The 22,468-nt window shown below is 46.2% G+C and carries 15 protein-coding genes, 1 tRNA gene, 3 pseudogenes and 1 other annotated feature; of the genes and pseudogenes, 5 read left to right on the top strand and 14 right to left on the bottom strand.

The window, feature by feature from the left end; translation table 11 throughout:
* Together QUA34_RS16520 and QUA34_RS16515 are read left to right on the top strand one after the other, a co-directional pair.
* Window positions 1-519: pseudogene (locus QUA34_RS16520) on the top strand (CopG family transcriptional regulator); the annotation flags it as partial.
* Window positions 520-702: 183 nt separating this feature from the next.
* On the top strand, window positions 703-2,331 hold the full coding sequence (locus QUA34_RS16515) for an FAD-dependent oxidoreductase (RefSeq protein ID WP_333388284.1): 1,629 nt from the start codon (window positions 703-705) through the stop codon (window positions 2,329-2,331).
* A gap of 151 nt (window positions 2,332-2,482) precedes the next feature.
* Here QUA34_RS16515 and rplL read toward each other — a convergent pair whose 3' ends face one another.
* From rplL to rplS, 9 genes are all read right to left on the bottom strand, one after another.
* Complete coding sequence (rplL, locus tag QUA34_RS16510; protein WP_333080347.1) at window positions 2,483-2,875, bottom strand: 50S ribosomal protein L7/L12; 393 nt, start codon at window positions 2,873-2,875, stop codon at window positions 2,483-2,485.
* A 138-nt stretch (window positions 2,876-3,013) separates the two neighbouring features.
* Window positions 3,014-3,622, bottom strand: coding sequence for a 50S ribosomal protein L10 (gene rplJ, locus QUA34_RS16505; protein WP_333325630.1), 609 nt, complete (start codon window positions 3,620-3,622; stop codon window positions 3,014-3,016).
* A 29-nt stretch (window positions 3,623-3,651) separates the two neighbouring features.
* Window positions 3,652-3,824, bottom strand: a sequence feature (ribosomal protein L10 leader region).
* A gap of 109 nt (window positions 3,825-3,933) precedes the next feature.
* A complete protein-coding gene (gene rplA / locus QUA34_RS16500) occupies window positions 3,934-4,647 on the bottom strand; it encodes a 50S ribosomal protein L1 (RefSeq protein WP_190663916.1) in 714 nt (237 codons plus the stop codon).
* A gap of 219 nt (window positions 4,648-4,866) precedes the next feature.
* Complete coding sequence (rplK, locus tag QUA34_RS16495; protein WP_006635588.1) at window positions 4,867-5,292, bottom strand: 50S ribosomal protein L11; 426 nt, start codon at window positions 5,290-5,292, stop codon at window positions 4,867-4,869.
* A 3-nt stretch (window positions 5,293-5,295) separates the two neighbouring features.
* Window positions 5,296-5,934 carry a transcription termination/antitermination protein NusG gene (nusG, locus tag QUA34_RS16490; protein WP_333054359.1) on the bottom strand — a complete coding sequence of 213 codons (639 nt, stop codon included), beginning with the start codon at window positions 5,932-5,934 and terminating at the stop codon, window positions 5,296-5,298.
* On the bottom strand, window positions 5,931-6,164 hold the full coding sequence (secE, locus tag QUA34_RS16485) for a preprotein translocase subunit SecE (RefSeq protein ID WP_333054360.1): 234 nt from the start codon (window positions 6,162-6,164) through the stop codon (window positions 5,931-5,933). The genes nusG and secE overlap by 4 nt, the downstream gene beginning before the upstream one ends.
* 151 nt (window positions 6,165-6,315) lie before the next feature.
* Window positions 6,316-6,525, bottom strand: coding sequence for a hypothetical protein (locus QUA34_RS16480; RefSeq protein WP_333054361.1), 210 nt, complete (start codon window positions 6,523-6,525; stop codon window positions 6,316-6,318).
* Window positions 6,496-6,568, bottom strand: a tRNA-Trp gene (locus tag QUA34_RS16475). The genes QUA34_RS16480 and QUA34_RS16475 overlap by 30 nt, the downstream gene beginning before the upstream one ends.
* 133 nt (window positions 6,569-6,701) lie before the next feature.
* Complete coding sequence (gene rplS, locus QUA34_RS16470) at window positions 6,702-7,085, bottom strand: 50S ribosomal protein L19 (protein WP_333054363.1); 384 nt, start codon at window positions 7,083-7,085, stop codon at window positions 6,702-6,704.
* A gap of 40 nt (window positions 7,086-7,125) precedes the next feature.
* Between rplS and QUA34_RS16465 the strand changes: the two genes are divergently transcribed.
* Window positions 7,126-8,562, top strand: coding sequence for an inorganic phosphate transporter (locus QUA34_RS16465; protein ID WP_445242826.1), 1,437 nt, complete (start codon window positions 7,126-7,128; stop codon window positions 8,560-8,562).
* A gap of 45 nt (window positions 8,563-8,607) precedes the next feature.
* Here QUA34_RS16465 and QUA34_RS16460 read toward each other — a convergent pair whose 3' ends face one another.
* The 3 genes from QUA34_RS16460 to QUA34_RS16450 all read right to left on the bottom strand — a co-directional run bounded on the left by QUA34_RS16460 (window position 8,608) and on the right by QUA34_RS16450 (window position 18,213).
* Complete coding sequence (locus tag QUA34_RS16460) at window positions 8,608-8,868, bottom strand: hypothetical protein (protein ID WP_333388278.1); 261 nt, start codon at window positions 8,866-8,868, stop codon at window positions 8,608-8,610.
* Window positions 8,869-8,999: 131 nt separating this feature from the next.
* Window positions 9,000-13,085 (bottom strand): amino acid adenylation domain-containing protein, encoded by a 4,086-nt coding sequence (locus QUA34_RS16455; protein ID WP_333388276.1) that lies wholly within the window; start codon window positions 13,083-13,085, stop codon window positions 9,000-9,002.
* A gap of 106 nt (window positions 13,086-13,191) precedes the next feature.
* On the bottom strand, window positions 13,192-18,213 hold the full coding sequence (locus QUA34_RS16450; RefSeq protein ID WP_333388274.1) for an amino acid adenylation domain-containing protein: 5,022 nt from the start codon (window positions 18,211-18,213) through the stop codon (window positions 13,192-13,194).
* Window positions 18,214-18,368: 155 nt separating this feature from the next.
* Here QUA34_RS16450 and QUA34_RS16445 point away from each other — a divergent pair, with 155 nt between their 5' ends.
* A complete protein-coding gene (locus tag QUA34_RS16445) occupies window positions 18,369-19,478 on the top strand; it encodes an alpha/beta hydrolase (protein WP_333388273.1) in 1,110 nt (369 codons plus the stop codon).
* A 159-nt stretch (window positions 19,479-19,637) separates the two neighbouring features.
* Here QUA34_RS16445 and QUA34_RS16440 read toward each other — a convergent pair.
* Together QUA34_RS16440 and QUA34_RS16435 are read right to left on the bottom strand one after the other, a co-directional pair.
* Window positions 19,638-19,764 (bottom strand): annotated as a pseudogene (locus QUA34_RS16440) (ISKra4-like element ISMiva1 family transposase); the annotation flags it as partial.
* Window positions 19,765-20,115: 351 nt separating this feature from the next.
* A complete protein-coding gene (locus tag QUA34_RS16435) occupies window positions 20,116-20,520 on the bottom strand; it encodes a hypothetical protein (protein WP_333388270.1) in 405 nt (134 codons plus the stop codon).
* Between the two features lie 575 nt (window positions 20,521-21,095).
* Between QUA34_RS16435 and QUA34_RS16430 the strand changes: the two are divergent.
* Window positions 21,096-22,168 (top strand): annotated as a pseudogene (locus QUA34_RS16430) (IS630 family transposase).
* Window positions 22,169-22,468 lie beyond the last annotated feature (300 nt).

Below are 22,468 nucleotides of genomic sequence, written 5' to 3'. Positions count from 1 at the left end.
GCTGAAAAAGAACACCGCGAACACGAGTTTCAGCAACAGCTAGCCGAAAAATCCAGTGCTCTGGAATCTTTGCAGCAGCAATTCGCTGAAAAAGAACACCGCGAACACGAGTTTCAGCAACAGCTAGCCGAAAAATCCAGTGCTCTGGAATCTTTGCAGCAACAGCTAGGCGAAAAATCCGCTGCTCTGGAATCTTTGCAGCAGCAATTCGCCACCGAAAAGCAAAATCTCGAAAGCCAATTCCAGGAAACCGTGTCGAAGTCGAGTTACGAATCTTTACAGCACGAGTTAGCAGAAAAGTCAAGTGCGATCGGCGACTTCCAAGTTAAACTGGCCAAGTTGCAATATCTGGAAAATGAATTGAGCCAGAGTGCAGCGATACAGCGAAATTACGACGCTTTGCAGCAACAGTCTCAAGAACAGCTAAGAACCATCAAAGCTTTGCGGGAACAGCTAACTCAAATGCAGGCTGTGGCTGGGATTGGCGAAGCTTATCTCAACAAGTGGCGGCGTCCCTGATTCTCCAATCGGCTACGGCAAAAACTCGGGTTGCTTGGGGCGATCCGGCTGCACCTTACCTCTGAAATGTCCACTCAACTCGGACTCCTTCCTCTTGTAGCGATAGATTTCAACCTGTCGCTACAAGAGCTTTTTATTGCAAAATATGAGCATACTATTAAGAAATATTACAATAAATAAATTATGAGAGGCGATCGCACCCCTTTAGGCAAATCCAATCCAGCAGACACTAAGGGCCGCGTCACAGTAATTGGAGGCGGCATCGGCGGGCTGACAGCAGCAGCCCTGCTAGCCCGCAGAGGATACAAAGTGCTAGTCTTAGACCAGGCGATCGTCCCCGGAGGATGCGCTTCCACCTTCAAACGCAAAGGCTTTACCTTCGATGTTGGCGCCACGCAGGTTGCAGGATTGGAACCCGGAGGCATTCACCACCGAATTTTCTCAGAATTAGATATAGAACTTCCCGCCGCGACACCCTGCGATCCCGCTTGTGCGGTGTTTTTGCCGGGAGAAACCGCACCGATTAGCGTGTGGCGAGATCCGCAAAAGTGGCAGGAAGAAAGGCAGCGGCAGTTTCCTGGAAGCGAACCTTTTTGGCAATTATTGTCTGCATTGTTCAAAGCTAGCTGGAAATTTCAAGGGCGCGATCCAGTTTTACCGCCCAGAAACTTCTGGGATTTCTGGCAATTAATTCAAGCAGTTCGCCCCGATACTCTAATTACTTTGCCTTTCACTTTTATGACAGTGGGAGATGCTTTGCGGCTTTGTGGGTTGGGCGACAATTTGCGCTTGAAAACTTTTCTGGATTTGCAGTTAAAATTGTATTCTCAAGTCGATACCGAAGAAACGGCGCTACTTTACGCGGCCACGGCTTTAGGAGTTTCGCAAGAGCCGCAGGGATTGTATCATCTACAAGGAAGTATGCAGGTGTTGAGCGATCGACTTGTAGAGGCGATCGAACGAGACGGCGGCAAAGTCCTGTTGCGGCACACAGTTGAAAGTATTGTCACGGCCAACGGCCAAGCCACCGGTACAGTGATTCGCAATCAAAAAACCGGCGAAGTTTGGACAGAAACAGCCGATCGCATTGTTGCCAACGTGACCGCGCAAAATTTAGTAAAATTGTTGTCAAGCGAGCCGATTATAGAAAATTTAACAGATAATTTAACCGAGAATTTATCTGTTAAATCAGAGAGTTCAGAGACAACAAACAAACTCCCAAATCAAATGGCAGGCTACAAATATCGAGTCGATAAATTGCCGCCCGCATCCGGTGCTTTCGTGATATATTTGGGAGTGCATGAAAGCGCAATTCCAGCAAATTGTCCGCCGCACCTTCAGTTTCTTTACGATTACGACGGCGAGATTGGGGAGAATAATTCATTATTTGTTTCAGTCAGTCATCCGGGTGATGGCCGAGCGCCGAAAGGAATGGCGACAATTATCGCTTCCTCATTTACTGATACTCGAATGTGGTGGAATTCGGTTGATTATGAAGGATTAAAGCAAAAATATACGGTCGGGGCGATCGCGCGTTTGAGCGAATATTTCAATTTGACGCCAGAGTCGATCGTACACCAAGAAGCCGCCACACCCCGCACCTTTGCCCGCTACACAGCGAGAGATAGAGGCGTTGTGGGTGGCATCGGCCAGCGAATACCCACCTTCGGCCCCTTCGGATTTGCCAACCGCACACCAATTAAAAACTTGTGGTTAGTAGGCGACTCCACCCATCCCGGAGAAGGAACTGCCGGCGTTTCCTATTCAGCTTTAACAGTAGTGCGGCAAATGGAAGCCGCCTCTAAAATCTAAGAGGACACAGCAAAGCCGTTTCCCTACACCAAAAATAATTAATCGCGCGAAAGATGTAACTATCGCGCGATTAATTTTAGGGAATAGTCAACAGTCAACAGTCAACCATCATTCCGGTGTCACCGGAATTGATATCAACTACCTTCTCTGACTACTTGATAGAAATCTTTGCGCCCACAGCTTCAAGCTGTTTCTTCATTTCTTCAGCAGCTTCCTTAGCAATAGCTTCCTTAACTGCTTTCGGTGCGGCTTCTACCAAATCTTTTGCTTCCTTCAGGCCCAGACCGGTAATTGCGCGGACTTCCTTCAGAATTGCGATTTTCTTGTCAGCAGGAACTTCTTCCAGCATGACAGTAAATTCAGTTTGCTCTTCTACGGGTTCAGGAGCGGCACCACCACCCATACCAGGCATCATCATCATGCCGCCGACAGGAGCAGCAGCGCTGACGCCGAAAGCTTCTTCAATTTGCTTGACCAATTCAGAAGCTTCGAGCAAAGTCAGAGACTTAAGTTTTTCCAAGATTTCGTCAGTTGCAGTAGACATTCGTTAAACTCCTAGTTCGATTGTAGATTTGGGATTTGGGATTTGAGATTTGCTCATTCATCCTTAGTTTTTCGTCTCCAGTCTTCTATCTATTGCTAAATACTAATGACTGAGGACTAAGGACTAATTACTAATGACTTACACAGATGCGCTTTCTGCTTCTGCTTCTGGTTGCGCTTCTGGTTGTGCTTCTGGTTGTGCTTCTGCTACTACTTCTGCTGAACCGCCGTCTTTTTCAGCATAAGCTTTAAGACCGCGAGCGATCGAAGTAGGAACTTGATTGATACCCACAGCCAACTTGGTTGCGACACCGTTGATAGCGCCAGCAATTTGAGCCATGAGTTGTTCTTTCGACGGCAGATCAGCTAATGCTTTAACATCAGCTTCTTTCAGTACCCGTCCTTCCATCACGCCGCCGCGAAGTTCAGTCTTCTTAGAGACTTTTTGGAATTCTTGGTAAGCTTTAATCGCGCCGCCAATATCTTCTTGGACGAACAGGAACGCCGACGTACCGGTCAGCAATTCTTGTATCGGCTGCCAGGTTTCGTTGCCTTCAACCGCAATTCGCATCAGCGTGTTTTTTGCCACTTGGCAACTGCTGCCTTTCGGACGCAAACGCCGACGCAAATCTGTGATTTCAGCAACAGTTAAGCCCGTGTAGTCGATCACGATCGCCAGTTGAGATTCGCTCAAGGTTTGCTTGAGGTCTGCAATAATCTCATTTTTTACTGCTAAACTTTTGCCCATACTTATTTCACCTCCTTTTAGGATCGAAAACTGCCCACCAAAAACCCCGACCTTAGAGCCGGGGCAGAGAATTAAAAATTAACAAGTCAGAATTAAAAATAGAAAATTTCTAATCTTTGAGTCTTGAGTTTTTATTTCTTCAGCCTCGGCAGGAAATTAAGCGGTCGGCACCTGCGGTCTTCAGCTTATTGATTTTTGATTAGGCTATCATCAGAAGGCAGAGATTAGCAAGGGTCTGGCGTAAGTCTTGTGAGAGATTTACACAGACAGCCGAAGCTGTCTTTTACCTTCTGCCTTCTGCTTAATTCTTTCTACGCAGCATCAAGTTTGGTATCGCGCAGAGCACTGATATCGACTTCGATCGACGGGCCCATTGTTGCCGATACGTACAAACTGCGCCAGTAGCGACCTTTAGCACCAGAAGGACGGTTGCGGTCAACAGTTTCTTGCAAAGCATGAAGGTTGACGAGCAAATCTTCCGCTGAGAAAGCTGCCTTGCCAAACATAACATGAACGATGCCAGTTCGATCGGCACGGAATTCTAGTTTACCACCTTTAAACTCGTTAATCGCCTGAGCAATGTCAGTCGTCACCGTGCCACCTTTCGGAGAAGGCATCAAACCGCGCGGGCCCAACAACCGACCCAATTTTGCCACCAACGGCATCACGTCTGGGGTAGCAATCAGGCAATCGAAGTCCATCATGCCCTTCTGAATTTCATCGATCAACTCTTCCGAACCAGCAATATCCGCGCCGGCATTCAGAGCTTCTTTAACTTTTTCGCCCTTAGCAATCACCGCAATTCTGACTACTTGACCAGTTCCTTTTGGTAGCGATACAGTTGTCCGCAACTGTTGGTCAGTATATTTCGGGTCAATTCCCAAACGGATGTGAGCTTCAGCAGCTTCGCCAAACTTAGCGGTTGCTGTTTCTTTCAAAAGTTGCAGAGCTTCCAGCGGTAGATAAGGTCTGTCTTCAACTTTCTTTTGAAGTTCTTGCAGTCTTCGCGATACTTTCTTTGCCATTGTTATCTCCTGGGGTCAGTCGATTTTAGATTTTAGATTTTAGATTTTAGATTGAACCTATCGGACAATCTTAAAATCTACCCGTTTTCGGTTACTAGCGAAGCTTTGCTTCTCCCCCTGAACCGACTTAGGATTTGCGATTTTAGCTTGAAGATTTTAGCTTCAAAATCCTGAATTACTGACAACTGCCAACTGTCAACTGACAACTGACAACTGACTTTAATCCGCGATCGCCACGCCCATATTTTTAGCCGTTCCTGCCACAATTTTCATAGCAGCCTCAACATCATTAGCATTGAGGTCAGGCATTTTGGTTTCAGCGATTTCTCGTAACTGAGCCTGTGTAATCGTCCCTACTTGCTTGCGATTAGGTTCTCCCGAACCTTTAGCAATGCCAGCCGCTTTTTGGATCAAAACCGACGCCGGCGGGGTTTTGAGAATAAACGTAAAACTGCGGTCTTCAAAAACCGAAATTTCTACCGGAACCACCAGACCTGCTTGGTCTGCGGTTCTAGCATTGTACTCCTTGCAAAACATCATAATATTGACGCCGTGCTGACCCAGGGCTGGGCCGATCGGAGGAGCTGGGTTGGCTTTTCCCGCCGTAATCGCCAACTTAATTACTGCAACAACTTTCTTTGCCATTAGTTAGTTCTGTTTCTGAACCTGATTGAACTCCAATTCTACAGGCGTATCGCGCCCAAAAATCGAGAGTAAAACTTTGAGCTTGTTTCGTTCCGGGCTAACTTCAATCACATCACCTTCAAAATCCTTAAATGGCCCGGAAAGTACCACAACGTGGTCTCCAGTAGACATCGATACTTTGACAACTGGTTCTGATTCCTGAGCGTTTCTGAAGATCCGTTCTACTTCCGAATGACTCAGAGGTAGCGGTTTGACGTGACCCCTGCCGCGCCCGTAGCGGCGTTTCTGCTCTGCCCCGACAAAATTAATTACATTCGGGGTATTTTTGATCACCTGCCACGTATCCTCGTCCATAAACATACGGATGAGTACGTAGCCGGGAAAGATTTTTTCATCTGACTGCCGCCTGGAACCGTCTTTGCCGACTTTGATTGCCGGAGTTTGCGGAATTTCTACTTGAACGATGCGATCGGCAACATCCAAAGTTTGAATCCGCTGCTGCAAGTTTGCCTTCACGCGCTTTTCGCAGCCAGAGGCAACTTGAACAGCATACCAGCGAGCATCAATCTCCGGCACATCTGGCGATGCTGCCTGTCCCGTCGCTTCTGTGGAATACTCAGATTCTTCTGATGCAAAAGTCATGGCCCAAACACCTTTCCCGCGCCCCAGTTAAAGAAATTATCCACCAAATAGATCAGGCTTGCTGAGAGGATTACCATCAAAAGCACGGCCAAAGACTCGCTGATTAGCTGCTGCCTGCTGGGCCAAACCACTTTGTCGAGTTCTTCTCTAGTTTCCTTAAAAAAACCCGCAGGGTCAAACCCAGGCGCCGTTATTTCTTGAGTTTCTTGAGCTTCGTCTTTTTTCGCCACGATTTAATCCCCCTTGCGATTTTAGATTTTAGATTTTAGATTTTAGATGGTGTGAGTGGCCCGCGGCTCTCAGATTTCGTGACACTAACCACTTACGCCCAAGTCCCAAATCTCAAATCTAAAGCCACGACTTTTTTACAAGCCCAACCAATCAACGGCGTAAATGCCGATCGCCGAAACCGATGATCGAGAAGCCACACCGAGCATTTGTTGATGGCATTTTTTGCGAACCGCCCACAAAAATTAATTCTACCCGAAAGTTTGCGGTTTTGACTGTTGCCAGCCAATAGTCCGGGCGCTTTCGGGCAGAATTTAAAGTTTGGTGATTCAGCGCGCCCTGGAGGACTTGAACCCCCGACATCAGGTTTTGGAGACCTGCGTTCTACCAACTGAACTAAGAGCGCACAGGTGAGGTTGCTGAAATTCGCTTAACCTCTAGATTTCTATTTTAACACAGTGCGCTCGTAAATGGGAAACTTTTTTTGAAATTTTTTAATTTCCCATGAACCATGAACCAAAGGGAAGCTGGGTGCATTCCTACAGGGAGCGATCGAACCGCTGTTTGACGCGAGTAGCTTTGCCCACCCGATCGCGCAGGTAGTAAAGTTTTGCTCTGCGGACTTTCCCGCGGCGCATCACTTGGATCGTGGCGATGCGGGGCGAGTGAATCAAAAACACCCGTTCCACTCCGACGCCCTGGAACACGCGGCGAACGGTGATTGTTTCATTAATCCCGCCGTTACGCATGGCAATCACAGTCCCTTCGTAGGGCTGAACCCGTTCTTTGTTACCCTCTTTAATTCTTACGCCGACTCGCACTGTGTCGCCGACGTAAATTTCGGGAACTTGTTTATTGAGTTCTTGCTTGACTCTATCTATTTCTGCCGTTTCGATAGAACGGATTATTTCTGCGCCTTTCATCGGATTTACCAAAACTCACAATCCCTTATCATATATCGAAATGCCCGTTTTATGTCAAAAAATTTCTATGTTAGATACCTCTGGGGTCGTATTTCTGCAACTAGGGGCAATGGCCGCACTCGCCTTGTACGTCGCCGCCAACTTGGGGGCCAACGATGTCGCTAACTCGATGGGGACATCCGTAGGCTCGAAGGCGCTAACGCTGCGGCAGGCAATAATTGTTGCAGGCATACTGGAGTTTTCCGGCGCAGTGCTGTTCGGCCAAGGAGTTTCCGAAACTCTGGCAACAGGAGTTGTCAATGCACAAGTGTTCGCTGCCCAACCGCAAGTATTTTTAATCGGGATGGTCTCAGTGCTGATAGCTTGCGGGATATGGCTGCAAATCGCTACCAGTCGAGGTTTGCCGGTTTCTTCATCCCATGCAGTGGTGGGCGCGATCGCGGGTTTTAGCTGTGTTGCAGCCGGAATTAATGCGGTTGATTGGGGAACCATCGGCACCATCTCCCTCACTTGGGTGGCGACACCGATCGCCAGCGGTGCTTTAGCCGCGCTATTTTACAGTGTGGTGAAGTATTCGATTCTCGATCGACCAGATCCTCTATCTCAAATGCGCGAGTGGATACCTTGGCTGAGTGCAGCAATGCTGAGCGTATTTGGGATAATTGTACTGCCGTCTGTTGTGAATGTCGCTTTGGTACAGACAGGGGCGATCGCCGCCGCGCACGATCGATTTGGCTGGAATCTGCCAATTCACGATATTGTCATTGGCATCGGGAGTATGGGGGCGATCGGCCTCACACTCACTAGCTGGAAAAAATTAGAATCAGTTGAGAAGGAAGAAGGTTCGGCAGCGGATTTTGTAACGGATGTAACGGATGTAACGGATGCAAGGAATAAGAAAGAGGGAATATTTTCCCAATCTCCCACTCTCCCCCTCTTCCCCTCTCCCCCTCCCCGCCACTCTCCCATCGAGCAACAAATGGCGAGATTTCAAGTCTTGAGCGCCTGTTTTGTAGCATTTTCCCACGGTTCCAACGACGTAGGCAATGCCGTTGCTCCCCTAGCTGCGATCGCCTACATCCGGCGCACAGGTTCCTTTCCCTCAGGAGATTTCAGCGTTCCCCTGTGGATTTTAGTCCTCGGAGGCGCAGGAATAGTCATCGGTTTAACCATCTGGGGCAAAAATGTAATTGCCACAGTCGGCGAAAAGATCATCGAACTCCAACCAAGCGGCGGATTTTGCGCCGAATTAGCCACAGCCACCACAGTCTTGCTAGCATCCCGCTTCGGTTTGCCAGTTTCCACATCCCACGCTTTAGTGGGTGCAGTCGTCGGAGTCGGGCTGATCAAAGCTTGGAAAACAGTACGCTTGCAAACTTTGCTGTCCATTGGTTCGGCTTGGCTGGTGACAATTCCGATCGCAGCAGGTTTGGCTGCTATCATCTTCAGCATCGCGCAATCCATTGGGCAATTTTAGATTTTAGATTGAGGCATTTCAGAACAGTCAACAGTCAACTGTTAACTAATCTTTCTGATTGCCTCGGTTGGGATAAACTCTCGAAGGCAAAAGCTTCCAACCCGCAGCATCTGCACCCCAGTTGCGAAAAATCTTCACAGAAGCGAAAATTTTAGCGAAACGCCAATTATAGCCACGCTTCCAGTCAGCGGGCCACTGGGCGGTTTCGTCAGCGGCTTGCAAAGCTCTGACTTCAGCTTCGAGTGCTGTGGCGTGGCGCTGCATGATGATTTCTAGTTGCAAAAAGTGTTCTTCTGGCGATCGCAATTTTTTTACATCCTAACTACAAACGTGATAAAGGTGATTTTACCGGACATCAGATTGCCTACTTCTTCATGACTAATAGCGCTTTTGCACATCAAACTCGGTTGCCGGGCACAAGCAAGCAAAACTGCCACTCAATCACTTGATTCCTTCTCCAAGCAATGCTTTAGCTGTTGAGCCAGCACCTCGACGCAGGGCTTTCTCAACATAGTAAGATGATTTCCAGGAACCCTAATCACCTCTACTTTTTGGGCCGTTAATTCACTCCAGCCAAGAGTCGGATCTTGATGACCCCTGCTGAGCTTTTCCCTCGATCTAAACAGAGTAATTCGCTGCGGATAAATTTTCGGTACATAGCTGAGAGTTGCTTGACTGTTAGCCTGAAATACAGTAAACATTGAGGGAATTGCCAGCTCGCGCCAGCTTCTTTCTTTTGACTCCTGAGATAGGAGGCTAACCATAACGGCCTGTTTCCAATTCCAGCGATGCAAAAAATTAGCTGCCAAATTAAGCATCTTATTTAATTTCGGAAATTTGGCAGCAATACCGCCACTTTGAACATTTTCCGCAGTAGCCACCAAGCGAAAATAATCTACTACAAAAGGCCAGATAGAGCGCGAAACAGTAGTCAGAATAAACTTGCAACCGTCCCAAAAAGAAGGTTTGTTAGCAGAAACCGGCGCTAAAGTATCCAGCACAGCAAGCAAAGCCACTTCATCCCCCGCTGCGAGCAACTGTTGAGCCATCTCAAATGCAACCAAACCTCCAAAAGACCAACCTCCTAAAAAATAAGGCCCTTTTGGTTGAACGGTACGCAAGGCTGCGATGTAGTCAGCCGCCATGTCTTCAATGCTAGTTAACGGAGAACTTTCGCCGTCAATACCCTTGGGTTGCAGCCCGTAAAACGGTTGATTTTCTCCTAGCTGAAATGCTAACTCGACATAAGGAAACACGACGCCAAAGATGGGATGGATGCAGAAGAAAGGGGGATTTTTACCGCGAGGCTTAATTGCAACTAAAGGAGACCATTCCAGAGAATTTGTTTCTGAAGATAGCGAATCTGCTAAACCTTCAATTGTCGGATTTAAAAAAAGAGCCGACAGCGGCAACTCGCGCTGAAATTGCTGGTTAATCTCATTGATGAGGCGGATTGCCAGCAGGGAATCTCCACCCAAATCGAAGAAGTTATCGCGAATGCCAACGCACTCTGCGTTGAGGATTGTGGCCCAAATTTGGGCGAGGGTTGACTCGGTTGGTGTGCGAGGTGCAATGCAGCTTTTATCTATTGAATTGCTAGTTAGATTCCCCGGTGCAGATAGGTGCTGGCGGTCGATTTTGCCATTGGGAGTTAGGGGCAGAAAATCCATCGCCACAAAAGCACTGGGAATCATGTAATTGGGCAGTTGTTGTTTGAGTAAATTGCGTATTTCCCCTGGATTAAGCGTCTGATTGTGATTGGGGACGACATAAGCAACTAGGCGTTTGTTGCCCGACAAATCATCCCCAGCAACCGCCGCTGTTTCTTTGACTGCTGGATGCTGAACCAGCAGCGCTTCAATTTCTCCCAATTCTATTCGATAACCGCGAATTTTTACCTGTTCGTCAGTGCGGCCTAAAAACTCAATATTGCCGTCGGAAAAATAGCGAGCTAAGTCACCAGTTTTATAAATTCGTTCTCCTGCTTTCTGGCTAAACGGATTAGCAATAAATCGCTGGGCGGTTAATTCGGGGCGGTTCAGGTAGCCTCGTGCCAATCCGCTGCCGCCGATGTACAATTCACCTGGAATTCCAACGGGTACAGGCTGTAAATTTTTATCTAAAATATAGAGTTGAGTGTTAGCTATTGGGCGGCCGATGGGCGGTTTTTTGCGATGAGCGCAAATTTCTGCCAAACTTGCCCAGACAGTGGCTTCTGTAGGGCCGTAAGCGTTAAAAAACCTGCGCCCAGAAGCCCAGCGTTTAACAACATCGGGGGAACAAGATTCGCCAGCACAGATGATTGTTTGCAGTGCGGGAAGTTCGGCGTTTGGAAGGACAGCTAGCAGCGATGGCGGGAGGGTAGCGTGAGTAATAGCATTGTCCTGCAAAAATTGGATTAATCTTTGTCCGGGCAACAAAGATTCTTTCTTGGCACAGTAAAGTGTCGCTCCGGTTCCTAATGCCATGACAATCTCAAAGATTGAGGCATCAAAACTCAGGGATGCGAATTGCAAAATGCGGTGATTTGAGTTTAAGTTAAAAGCTTCTATTTGAGCTATAGCCAAGTTGTATAGTCCCCGATGTTCGATTAAAACGCCTTTGGGTTTTCCGGTTGAACCAGATGTGTAAATAACGTAAGCTAGGTTTTCTGGTAGGATATTTGTAGTTGGGTTTTCTGGGCTGTGTCGGGCGATGATTTCTCTGTCGGAGTCCAAACAAACTACTGAAAAAACTTCGTAATTTTCCGGCTGCGTCAAGTTTTTTGCTAAGTGCTGCTGAGTTACCAAAATCGACACCTGAGCATCTTCTAACATGAAGTTAAGGCGCTCTTGAGGATAAGTTGGATCTAAAGGCAGGTAGGCTGCACCTGCTTTGATAATGCCTAGCAATCCGACGATCGCATCTAAGGAACGTTCTAGACAAAGGCCCACTAAAATTTCTGGTGCTGCTCCCAATTGCTGCAAGTAATGTGCAAGTTGGTTGGCTCGGCTGTTGAGTTGGCGGTAGGTTAACTGCTGGTTTTCAAAGACGGCGGCGACAGCATGGGGCGCGACCTCGACTCGATATTCAAATAGCTGATGGAAACACTGGTTTTGCGGATAATCTCTCTGAGTGTCATTCCAATCATTTAATAATTGCTGGTATTCTGGCGCTGTCAGCAAAGCCAAGTCGCTGAGGCGCTGTTTGGGATTGGCAACAATGGCTTCAAGCAGGGTTTGGAAATGTCCCGCCATGCGCGCAATTGTGGCGCTATCAAATAAGTCCGTGCTGTAGACAAATTGCCCTTGAATACTTCCTGCATTTTCCCACAAGTGGCACTCTAAATCGAGCTTGGCGGTTCCCGCATCAAAGTCGATCGCCTCTCCAACGATTCCCGGCAATTCTAGCGCTGCTACAGGAGTGTTTTGCAGGCTAAAACTAACTTGAAATAGGGGGTTGCGGCTCAACTCGCGATCGGGGTGCATTTCCTCAACCAACTTCTCGAAGGGCAAATCTTGGTGGGCGTAGGCTGCCATTGCGACGTTTTTTACCCGATGCAATAGTTCCCGAAAAGTTGGGTTTCCTGATAAATCTGCACGCAGCACTAAACTGTTGACAAAAAAACCGATTAATGCTTCTATTTCGCTCAGGTTGCGATTGGCGATCGGCGTTCCTACTGCAATATCTACTTGTCCTGTATAGCGGTACAGCAAAGTTTGAAAAGCGGCTAGTAGAGTAATAAATAAAGTCGCACTTTCTTGCTGGCTAAAGGACTTGAGCGCCTCGCTCAAAGCAGGTGATAGTGTTATAAATTGTTTTGCCCCCCGGTAGGATGGAACGGCAGGTCTTTGCCTGTCTGTTGGTAGATTGAGTGCGGTAATTCCGTTTAACTGCTGCCGCCAATAAGCTAACTGCGTTTCTAATACTTCGCCCTGCAACCATTGGTGCTGCCATTCTGCAAAGTCGGCGTACTGCACGGGCAGTGCTGGTAAGTGCGAGCTCCCATTTTTTACAAATGCTGTGTATAGCGTTCCCAGCTCTCGAATTAGCACTCCAATCGACCAACCATCAGCCACAATATGATGTAAATTCAGCAACAATATATGTTCTGTTTCACTCAGTTGTAACAGCGTTACTTTAAATAACGGCCCGGCGGCTAAATCGAAAGGGCATTGTGCTGCATCGGTTGCAAGTTGCAGGGCTGCGGTTTCCTGCTGAGTTGGCGAGAGATTTTGTAAGTCGATTGTGGGAAGAGATACAGTTAAAATGGGAGCAATAACTTGTACGAGTTCCCCTTCCAAAAGCGTAAAAGTAGTACGTAAAGTTTCATGCCGCTGCACAATTTCATTGAAAGTTTGCTCTAAAGATCTTAAGTTGAGCGAACCAGTTAAGCGGAGCGCTGTTGAAACATTATAGAAAGGATTACCCGGTGCTAATTGATTGAGGAACCAAAGCCGCTGCTGAGCAAACGATGCTGGAAATACAAAAACTTCTGTTTCTTGCTGCATATTTATCGAAATTGCATCCTGTTCAACAGCCATCCTTTTCATTTACTGTCTCGATTCAACATCTTGCCCAAGCCAAAAACCCTCTTAAAATTATCTGCGTTTATCAGCGTTAATCTGCCCTTCATCTGCGGTTGCTCTATCAATCAAAAAATTCTGCAATAGGTCGATTAAAAGACGATAGCTTCCGCCGCCGACTATCGCGCGAAATCGGCACTAAAGCCGGAGCTTCACTTTTAGCATTCTTATCTTTCAAACTGTCAACAATCTTAGATAATTCTGAAATTGTCGGCGCTTCAAAAACCCGGCGCAAAGGCAACTCTACCCCGAAAGCATCTCGCACTCTAGAAACAAGCTGAGTCGCCAGCAGCGAATGGCCTCCCAATTCAAAGAAATTGTCCCGGATACCCACTCGCTTTATCCCCAAAACCTCAGCCCAAATTTTCACTAAAACTTCCTCAATAGAAGTCTGAGGCGCAACATAACCGCCAGCCCATTCTAACTTAATCGGCTGCGGTGCAGGCAAAGCGAGCCGATCGACCTTTCCGTTAGCCGTCACCGGTAGCGACTCCAGCACCACAAAAGCCGACGGAACCATATATTCCGGCAGTTTTTCTGCTAGAAAAGCCTGCAACTGCGGCACTAATTTACGCGCTGCTTTAGCTTGTAAGGGATTGTTAGCATAAGAGCGCCAAGCGCGCAAGTTATCGCTTTGGGTTTCTGGCACAAAATCTCTGGTTTCGCCCCGTGCAAACACTACATCGTAGCGCCCTTGACTGTCGGAATTAGACCAACTAATATTAACATTATACGGAACTTCCAAAGCATACCACGCTTCGGGATCGACTCCTAAATCCTCGACTTTTTCCACGGCTTTCTGCAACTGACCTGCAGTTGAAAATTTCTCGACAACAGACAGGAATTCTGCCGCCTTAACTGCTGCCATTACCCGCGCATTAGGCACATTAGCAATTCTTAAAACATCGAGTTGATTTTGCAATAATATTTGTTGCACCTTGGTAACAGTCAGATTATGATTTTCCTCCAACCAATCCAGCCGTTTTGATCCCCCCTGCAGAGCTTGAAAAGGGGGGTTCTGAAGCTCTGTTTTGCCATAAAAGTTAGAGACACTTCTTAGCCCCCCTTCATAAGGGGGGTTGGGGGGACCTGTTTCAGACGCAATATGCAGAATAGCATTGTACCGAAAATCAGTTAACTCATTGTGATAACTACCGCGAATTAATTGAATTTCTACGCCGCCAATCTGCGGAAAGCGGTGCTTTAATGCGCCAAAAAAATCTGGATCAATAACTAACTCTGTTTCTTGAAAAATTTGCATTTGTACTCGCTGCTGCAACTGTTCGCCCGCGAGAGAAGGTTCGGCTTGATACAGTTGTACCGAAGCGTGAAAAGCTGCCAGCAACGGCAAGCTGCGGACATCTCCGATGAATATAAAGCCGCCGGGGGCAGTTGCTTTCACCGCACCTTCTAGCACCTGCACGAGATAGTCGATATTCGGGAAATATTGCACGACAGAGTTGAGAATCACTGCGTCAAAAGCTGCTGTCTCTACTCCTTCAAAGTCTGTCGCCATTTTCTGAAGCAGCGTTACATAAGCTAACTGTTGATTTGCCAAGTGCTGCCGAATATAGTTGAGCGAAATAGGTGAAAAGTCTGTTCCGCAATATTGAGTGCAGCGAGAGGCAATTTGGAACAGCAACAAACCTGTGCCGCAGCCAATTTCTAACACTCGACTAGGCTGCAAAGCTAAAATTTGGGCGGCTTGATTGTTCGCCCAGTCGCGCATCTGTTCTGCTGGGATTGGCTGATTAGTATAACTGCTATTCCAGCCGACAATATTAAAGGTTGGATCTGAGTCAACAGCAGGTTGATTGTAAGTTTCATTGTAGAGCATTTGCCACTGCAAAACCTGTTCGTCCTGCAATTGCAGGATTTGGTTTTTTTCGCGGGCAACGCTATATTCTGGATTCAGGGCAATATACGCTACTAAACGTTTATCTCTCTGTCCATTTTCCGAAGCTATTGCTACAGTTTGCTGCACCGCCGGGTGTTGAGTTAATAGTGTCTCGATTTCTCCTAATTCGATGCGGAAACCGCGAATTTTTACTTGTTCGTCAATGCGTCCCAAAAATTCAAGGTTGCGATCGCCTCTGTAGCGCACTAAGTCGCCGGTTTTGTAAAGTCGCTCTCCTGAATTTGGTTTAAAAGGATTGACAATAAAGCTTTGTGCGGTTAAATCTGGGCGGTTGAGGTAGCCGCGAGCGAGTCCGTTTCCGCCGATGTACAATTCGCCTACAACGCCCATTGGTACGGGCTGCAAATATTTGTCTAATATGTAGATTTGAGTGTTAGCAATGGGGAGGCCAATTGTCGGGGCGGTGTCTGTTTGCTCTGTTACAGGAATATAACCGGAAGTTGTGACGACGGTGTTCTCGGTTGGGCCGTAATTATTTACTAGCTTAAATGGATGGGATTTTAAAGGATGTTGTTGCAGTTTTTCGCCGCCTGCGAGCAAGATTCGCAACGCTGTATTTTGAGGCCATTCTAATAGCAAAACTTTCTCGGCTAAAGGTGTTGGCAAAAAGCTAATTGTAATGGCGTTTGATACTAACCAGTTTTGCAGTTTTTCAGGATCTCGCCTGATGTCATCTTCTGGAAAGTAGATGCTAGATCCCGCGGCGAGATAAGGCCAAATTTCCCACCCGCAAGCATCAAAGCCGATCGCTGCAATTTGCGTTGCCCGATCGCCCGCTGACACCCCAAACTCTCTTTGATGCCAAAAAACGAGATTTAACAAGCTCCCGTGCTCAATTTCCACTCCTTTCGGCTTTCCCGTGGAACCGGAGGTGTAAATCGCGTAAACCAGATTTTCGGCTGTGGCTGCGCTAGTGGGATTGTCGGCGATTTCTTGGGAAATCATCTCCCAGTCTGTGTCTAGAAAAACAACCCTTGGATGGTGAATTTTATCATCTGACTGTGTTTCTAAATTTTGCACTTCGCCATCATCCACCAAGGAATAAATTCCCTGGCTCATAGCTGAAGTCGGCTGAAGCCGACTGGAAACTTGTCCTCCTTCAGTCGTCTTTAGACGACTTTCGCTATTAGACAGGGAATTTATTCCCTGGCGGGTAAGCAATACTGACACTTGAGCATCTTCTATCATCAAGCTCGATCGCTCAGCAGGATAGCTCGGATCTAAAATTAGGTAAGCTCCTCCCGCTTTCAGGATACCCAACATCCCCACGATCAGATCGAGCGATCGCCCGCAGCAAAGCCCGACTAAAACTTCCGCCCCAACCCCAAGTTTTTGCAAATAACGTGCTAGTTGGTTGCTGCGGAGATTGAGCTGCTGGTAGGTGACTCGCTCCTCTCCAAATACCAGCGCCACCGCATCCGGTGTCCGATCTGCCTGCATTTCAAATAGCTGATGGATGCACAAATCTTGCGGATAATCCGCCTGAGTATTGTTGCATTCAACTAACAACTGATAACGCTCTTTGTCGCTCAAATATTGCAAATTTGCGATGCGCTGTTCGGGATTTGCAACAATGCTTTCTAACAAGGTTTGAAAATGCCCTAACATTCGGCAAATTGTAGCTTCATCAAATAAATCGGCGCTGTAAATAACCATGCCGCTGATCCCCTCTGAGCTATCAACCCACAGCTTATTGCTGGGCGATTGGTTGCTTCCCGAGCTGTTGGGCGATCGCTCCCACAAATGAAACTCCAAATCAAACCGCGCTGTACCCACATCTAACTGCTGCGGGCTGAGTGTTAATTCTGGCAATTCTAACCGATTCCCCGGCGCGTTTTGCAGCGCAAACGCCACCTGAAATAAGGGATTTTGGTTCAAGGCGCGATCGGGGTGCAGTTCTTCTACTAACTTCTCAAACGGCAAATCTTGGTGAGCGTAAGCTCCTAATGCTACCTCTTTGACTCGGTTTAAAAGTTCCCGAAAAGTTGGATTTCCCGACAAATCTGTACGCAGCACCAAACTGTTGACAAAAAAACCGATTAGTGCTTCTATTTCACTGCGGTTGCGATTGGCGATCGGCGAACCTACCACAATATCTTCTTGCTGGGCGTAATGGTAAAGCAACGTTTTAAAAGCTGCCAGCATTGTCATAAACAGCGTCACTCCTTCGCGCTGGCTCAACGTTTCTAAAGCCTCGCTCAGTTGTTTTGGCAGTTGCAAAAATTGCCTTTTGCCTCGGTAACTTTGAATTGCTGGCCGGGGTCGATCCGCAGGCAAATTTAGCATAGAAATGCCGTTTAACTGCTGTCGCCAGTAAGCAAGCTGCGTTTCTAAAACTTCCCCTTGCAGCCATTCGCGCTGCCATTTGGCAAAATCAGCATACTGGATCGACAAATCCGGTAAAGGCGAAGGTTTTTCGCTAGCAAATGCCGTGTAAAGTGCGCCTAATTCCTGAATAAGCACTCCGATAGACCAACCATCGGAGACAATGTGGTGCATATTCAGCATTAATAAATATTCGGCATCATCTAACTGCAATAATGTGACTCGCAGCAACAAGTCATTGGACAAATTGAAAGAGCGTTGAGCTTCCTGGGCGGTGAGCCTGTTTGCTTCATTTTGTCGATATTCCTTTGGCAAGTTTCGCAAGTCCACTACATTAATCGGAAGATGGAAAGCAGCACCTATTCTCTGAACATGTTGCCCCGAAACTACTGCTAAAGTCGTGCGTAAAGCTTCGTGGCGGCGCACAATTTCATTGAAGGTTTGTTGCAGCGCCGAAAAATTGAGCGAACCTGTCAAACGCAATGCTGCAGGAACATTATAAAAAGGATTGTTCGGTACTAATTGGTCGAGAAACCACAAGCGCTGCTGTGCAAAGGAAAGCGGTAGATTTCCGTCCCGCCCCATCGGAACAATCGGTGTAGGAGTGAAACTAGAAGTACGATTAGCTGCTTTTAAAAAGGAAATAATTTCTGCTTTTTTCTGAGAAACTTCGGCGCGCAGTTCGGGTGTAATAATTCCTTCTGGAGCGTTGCAGCGCAGGCGATATCCCTCAACAAAAATATTAATATCTAAACTGCGAAGGTAAGATAAAAACTCAACTAACTCCACCGTGACAGAATCTCTGGCATTTGGCGATGAACTCGATATTTTTGGATCGGGCATTTTGAGTCATCCTGTCATTAACTTGGGCAAATCAATAAAATAAATTCTACCAGCGCACAAATTAAGAGCTTAACTGATCGCTTGCTTACTGTGGCCTAACCTGAGTATGATTCTGTGTGAATCCGCAACCAAAATCCTACCCAAGGTTTCAGCTTATGCCGTTCATGCCTTTCAATTTCCTGTTCCTATGGCTGGTGGGACTGCTGTCCATCGGGGTACTTGGCGGAGGTATATACATTATTTACGAATGGTACATCGGCGCACTTGTAGGGATTTCCTACTTAGTCAGCGGAGTATTGATGCTTCTTTGGTCTGTTGGTGGGCGCTTGATCAGTTTGCCACTGTTCCGCCGCCCCGGTGCTGATGAACCCAAGCCGACGCGGACGGGTACGGTTCAGCGAGTAGAGAGGCCTGATGGCACTATTTTACAAGTAGAATTCTACGGCCCAGAGGACGGACAGCCGATTATCCTCTCACACGGTTGGGGGCCGAATAGTATGGTTTGGTATTACGCGAAACGGCAACTAAGCGATCGCTACCGAGTGATTGTTTGGGATCTTCCAGGTCTAGGAAAATCCACTCGACCAAAAAACAGCGACTACTCCCTAGAAAAATTTGCCCGCGATCTCGAAGCCGTCATTGCCATAGCAGGAACTAAACCTGTTATCCTACTCGGACACAGCATGGGCGGCATGATTTCTCTAACATTCAGTCGGCTTTTCCCAGAACTTCTCGGTAGTCGAGTAGCTGGTTTAATTCTGGTAGATACCACTTATACTAATCCCGTCAAAACCGCTATTTTTAGCGGCTTATTACGCGCTTTGCAGAAGCCGCTGCTTCAACCTCTGCTCTACCTCACCATAGCTCTTGAACCCATTATGTGGGGAATGACTTGGCTGAGCTATCTCAATGGTTCACTTTACATCAGTGTAGAAGTATCGGGATTTAAAGGCACTGAAACGCGGGGTCAATTAGATTTCTCAGCTTTCTTATCAGCCTTGGGCTCTCCCGGCGTTCTCGCTCGCGGCACACTGGGAATGCTCAAATTTGACGAAACAAAAACTTTGCGATCAATTGACATTCCTGTGTTGGTGATCTGCGGCGATTCAGATATCGCCACTACCCCCCCAGCTAGCCTGCGAATGAAAGCAGAATTACCTCAAGCAGAGCTAGTTACTATAAAACGAGGAGGACACATGGCATTAATCGAGCACAACCAGCAGTTTGCCGAAGCTGTCAGAGCATTCTGCACTGAAATTTCGTGACTAAAAATGTGAGTTAAAATCCTGTAGGTTGTGGCTGGGGATACCTTAAAATTCGGCGTTGCACAATTTGATGATGATTCTTGTGGGGTGTCCCGCCTTCTGTGAAAATACACGCCTTCGGGCGGGACGCCCAGGTGCATCTCAATGAATGCAGATACATCAAGCTGAAAGTTGACCATTAAGATAAGCACAGCGAAGAGAAAAGATAGAGGAAACACTCTCGATATTCCACGCTCGCCCCGATAGTTTCACCCAAGCTTCCAATTCGTTTAATCGTTGATTCAACGGCAGGGTAAACGCATCTTAACTGGAACCCAAAATATGCTACAGTTAAATCCGACTAAAATTCAATGTACTTCGTTGTAGTTTATGGGTTTTATCAAGGGCAAGAGGTTTTAGTAAAGCTGTAAATTTTCAACAAAAGCAAACTGATTCATTGCCTTCGATGTTTTTTTAATACCAGTTTTTTAGAACATTTTGCCAATTTGAATAACCCGAGAATAGAAAGAAGTAAAGAACATTTAATCAAAGATGTAGATTCATCATTTTCTACTTTATTTTTAATGTCCTGCAAGCAACCTTACCAGCGCATAGGCAGCCCCACCCTTTAGCAGCTCATCCATCTAATAAACGAGCCTCACTCACGATCCGAATCGATCGCTCTCTTTTTCGGCGTTTCAACAAGCACAGAAATCACGAGCAAACTTAGCCCAATGATTTTAATCAAGGCGTTGACTGCGTGTGCATACTCCCATTGGTCACGATACCGCGTCCAATCTGCTGGAACGGGATTCGTCAACCATTGGGCGAATTCAGCATTCATTGGCGCAACAAACATGATCCAACTCACAAACCCCAGCACCAAAAGAATTGCTCCGCCCAACGTCCAGTAAAAACTTGAACCATGTTTGCGAACAAGAAATGCCAGCACGATTGCTGTCAAAATCGCTGTAACTTCAAAAACTGCGCCGACTGAGCCAAACAACTTATAAACATTTTCAAAGACCGTTACTCTCACCCAAAGTTGCTGGTCAAACTGCATTCTTTGCGGCAAGTCTAGCAAATGTGTCATAGACAAACTCAGACTAAATGAAGCCAGCATCAGTGTTATGAATCGCCACGCTCGTATAAATGTCATGTTGTTTTGCCCTAAAGCATATATATCTCTCTGCCACTTATGTTATACCAATAATGAAATGCTGTGTAACTATTGGATTGCCTAACTAAATTAGCTGATGGGTTTGAATTTTCTAACTAGCAACCTCATAGATACTCCAACTCTATAGAACCCATTTGACATCTTAGAGAGAGGCTGCAAGCCTCTTCTACTTTTGCCGAATTTTGGGTAACTTAATAATGAAGAGGATCGAGTTTAAATTATGTGACTAGGTTGAAGCGAATTAAATAAATTAAAGCATCGCTTTACTTTGAAATAAGCAAACTTTTTCTAACCAAAAAATTGCCGTCGAATGTGATTGGCAGTCCTTCTCCATCTAAAATCCGTCGTAAATTACGTTGACTTTCGCAGTCACCGACTCGTTGAATCTAGCGTTGATATTTATACCATTTTTTTAAAGATGTGATAGACTTTTGTAAAAAGGAAAGGAGAGAATTACAATGTCTGGTCGTCCGCATATAAAGATTACCGAATCAGTAGAAGATTTACGAGAAATCCTCAAAAATCAAAAAAGAATCCTAGCTTATAACAAAGTTCAAATGCTTTACTTATTTCAGTCAAAACAAGTAGAAACTGTGCGCGAAATATCGGCAGTTTTAGGTAAAAGTGAGGCAACAATTCATCGTTGGCTTTCTCAATATAAAGAGGGCGGTCTGGAAAATTTGTTAAAAAATCGGCAGGTTTTTGGTCGCCCAAAAAAGTTCTCCGTTGAAATAGCAGCGACCTTGCAACAAGAGTTGAGAGATCCCGAAGGATTTAAGAGTTATAAAGAAGTTCATCTTTGGCTCTGGTTGATTAAAGGAATAGCCAGTAGTTACTCGGCTGTATATTTCTTATTCAGAGAATAATTAAAAAGTAAATTAAAAATTCCAAGACCTCGCAGTATTTCTCAGAAATCTACGGCAATTAATGAATTTAAAAATAACTTGCATCAACAGATAAAAGCTTTACTAGAGAAAGCTTTACCTCAAGTAAACAAATATAAAAACGTCACTTATTGGTGAGCGTGATGAAACGCGGATAGGGCTGCATACAATTCGTCGGCGCAAGCTGACGCTTTCAGGCGTAAAGCCCATCGGGAAGCATCAATGGAAATTTGAGTGTTTTTGGCTGTATGGGGCAGTATCTATCCCTACTGGAAAAAGTTTTTTTTGGGAGTTTTCCCATTTAGACAAAGTTTGTTTTGGAGCATATTTACAACTTTTGTCAATACAATATCCTGAGCAATTACACATCATTCAAGTTGATAACGCACCAGCTCATAAGTTGGACTCATCTGAATTACCAGACAATGTTATTTTACTATTTCAGCCTCCGGCTTGTCCCGAAGTAAATCCGACAGAAAGAGTGTGGGAATATCTGAAAGATTTTTTAGCGAAAGTCGGTGTTTAGTAATCTTGACGAACTCCGCATAAAAGTCCAGGAAATTTTGGCATCTTTCACCGATCGTGTCATTGGTTTTCTTACCGGATGGTCGTGGATTTTACATTCTTTATCTCTATCACGTCTTTAAAAAAATGGTATGAGTTCGGGCGCTCGATACGTCGCCCTAGTAGTTTTTGGATTAGATTATATGGTCAATGTTGGGTGGTTGAAATAGAATTCTGTCAAGATATTATTAGTGAATTAATGAGAATTAGGCGTAATAAACTACCATTTTTTCAGAGGGGTATGAGAGCTATGTTCTTGATTTTATCAATGTTTTGACGGGGTTGTCACCCCAGGGTAAACGCATCTTGTCAATAAGAAGGGATTTTAGCACAACAATAACTCTGCTTTATTGTTGTTTATTGAGAACTTTTTTTCCACCTGT

The sequence above is a fragment of the Microcoleus sp. POL10_C6 genome, from assembly GCF_036701585.1.
Taxonomy (GTDB): Bacteria; Cyanobacteriota; Cyanobacteriia; order Cyanobacteriales; family Microcoleaceae; genus Microcoleus.
This window is presented reverse-complemented; position numbering and strand designations above follow the sequence as displayed.

What these genes read in the sequence shown, in the direction of transcription:
- nusG (WP_333054359.1), bottom strand. Translation starts at nt 5,934, where the DNA reads ATGACTTTTGCATCAGAAGAATCTGAGTATTCCACAGAAGCGACGGGA.
- rplK (WP_006635588.1), bottom strand. Translation starts at nt 5,292, where the DNA reads ATGGCAAAGAAAGTTGTTGCAGTAATTAAGTTGGCGATTACGGCGGGA.
- QUA34_RS16445 (WP_333388273.1), top strand. Translation starts at nt 18,369, where the DNA reads ATGCCGTTCATGCCTTTCAATTTCCTGTTCCTATGGCTGGTGGGACTG.
- QUA34_RS16480 (WP_333054361.1), bottom strand. Translation starts at nt 6,525, where the DNA reads ATGTCGGGGGTTCAAGTCCTCCAGGGCGCGCTGAATCACCAAACTTTA.
- QUA34_RS16465 (WP_445242826.1), top strand. Translation starts at nt 7,126, where the DNA reads ATGCCCGTTTTATGTCAAAAAATTTCTATGTTAGATACCTCTGGGGTC.
- rplA (WP_190663916.1), bottom strand. Translation starts at nt 4,647, where the DNA reads ATGGCAAAGAAAGTATCGCGAAGACTGCAAGAACTTCAAAAGAAAGTT.
- rplJ (WP_333325630.1), bottom strand. Translation starts at nt 3,622, where the DNA reads ATGGGCAAAAGTTTAGCAGTAAAAAATGAGATTATTGCAGACCTCAAG.
- QUA34_RS16435 (WP_333388270.1), bottom strand. Translation starts at nt 20,520, where the DNA reads ATGCAGTTTGACCAGCAACTTTGGGTGAGAGTAACGGTCTTTGAAAAT.
- QUA34_RS16515 (WP_333388284.1), top strand. Translation starts at nt 703, where the DNA reads ATGAGAGGCGATCGCACCCCTTTAGGCAAATCCAATCCAGCAGACACT.
- rplL (WP_333080347.1), bottom strand. Translation starts at nt 2,875, where the DNA reads ATGTCTACTGCAACTGACGAAATCTTGGAAAAACTTAAGTCTCTGACT.
- QUA34_RS16450 (WP_333388274.1), bottom strand. Translation starts at nt 18,213, where the DNA reads ATGCCCGATCCAAAAATATCGAGTTCATCGCCAAATGCCAGAGATTCT.
- QUA34_RS16455 (WP_333388276.1), bottom strand. Translation starts at nt 13,085, where the DNA reads ATGGCTGTTGAACAGGATGCAATTTCGATAAATATGCAGCAAGAAACA.
- rplS (WP_333054363.1), bottom strand. Translation starts at nt 7,085, where the DNA reads ATGAAAGGCGCAGAAATAATCCGTTCTATCGAAACGGCAGAAATAGAT.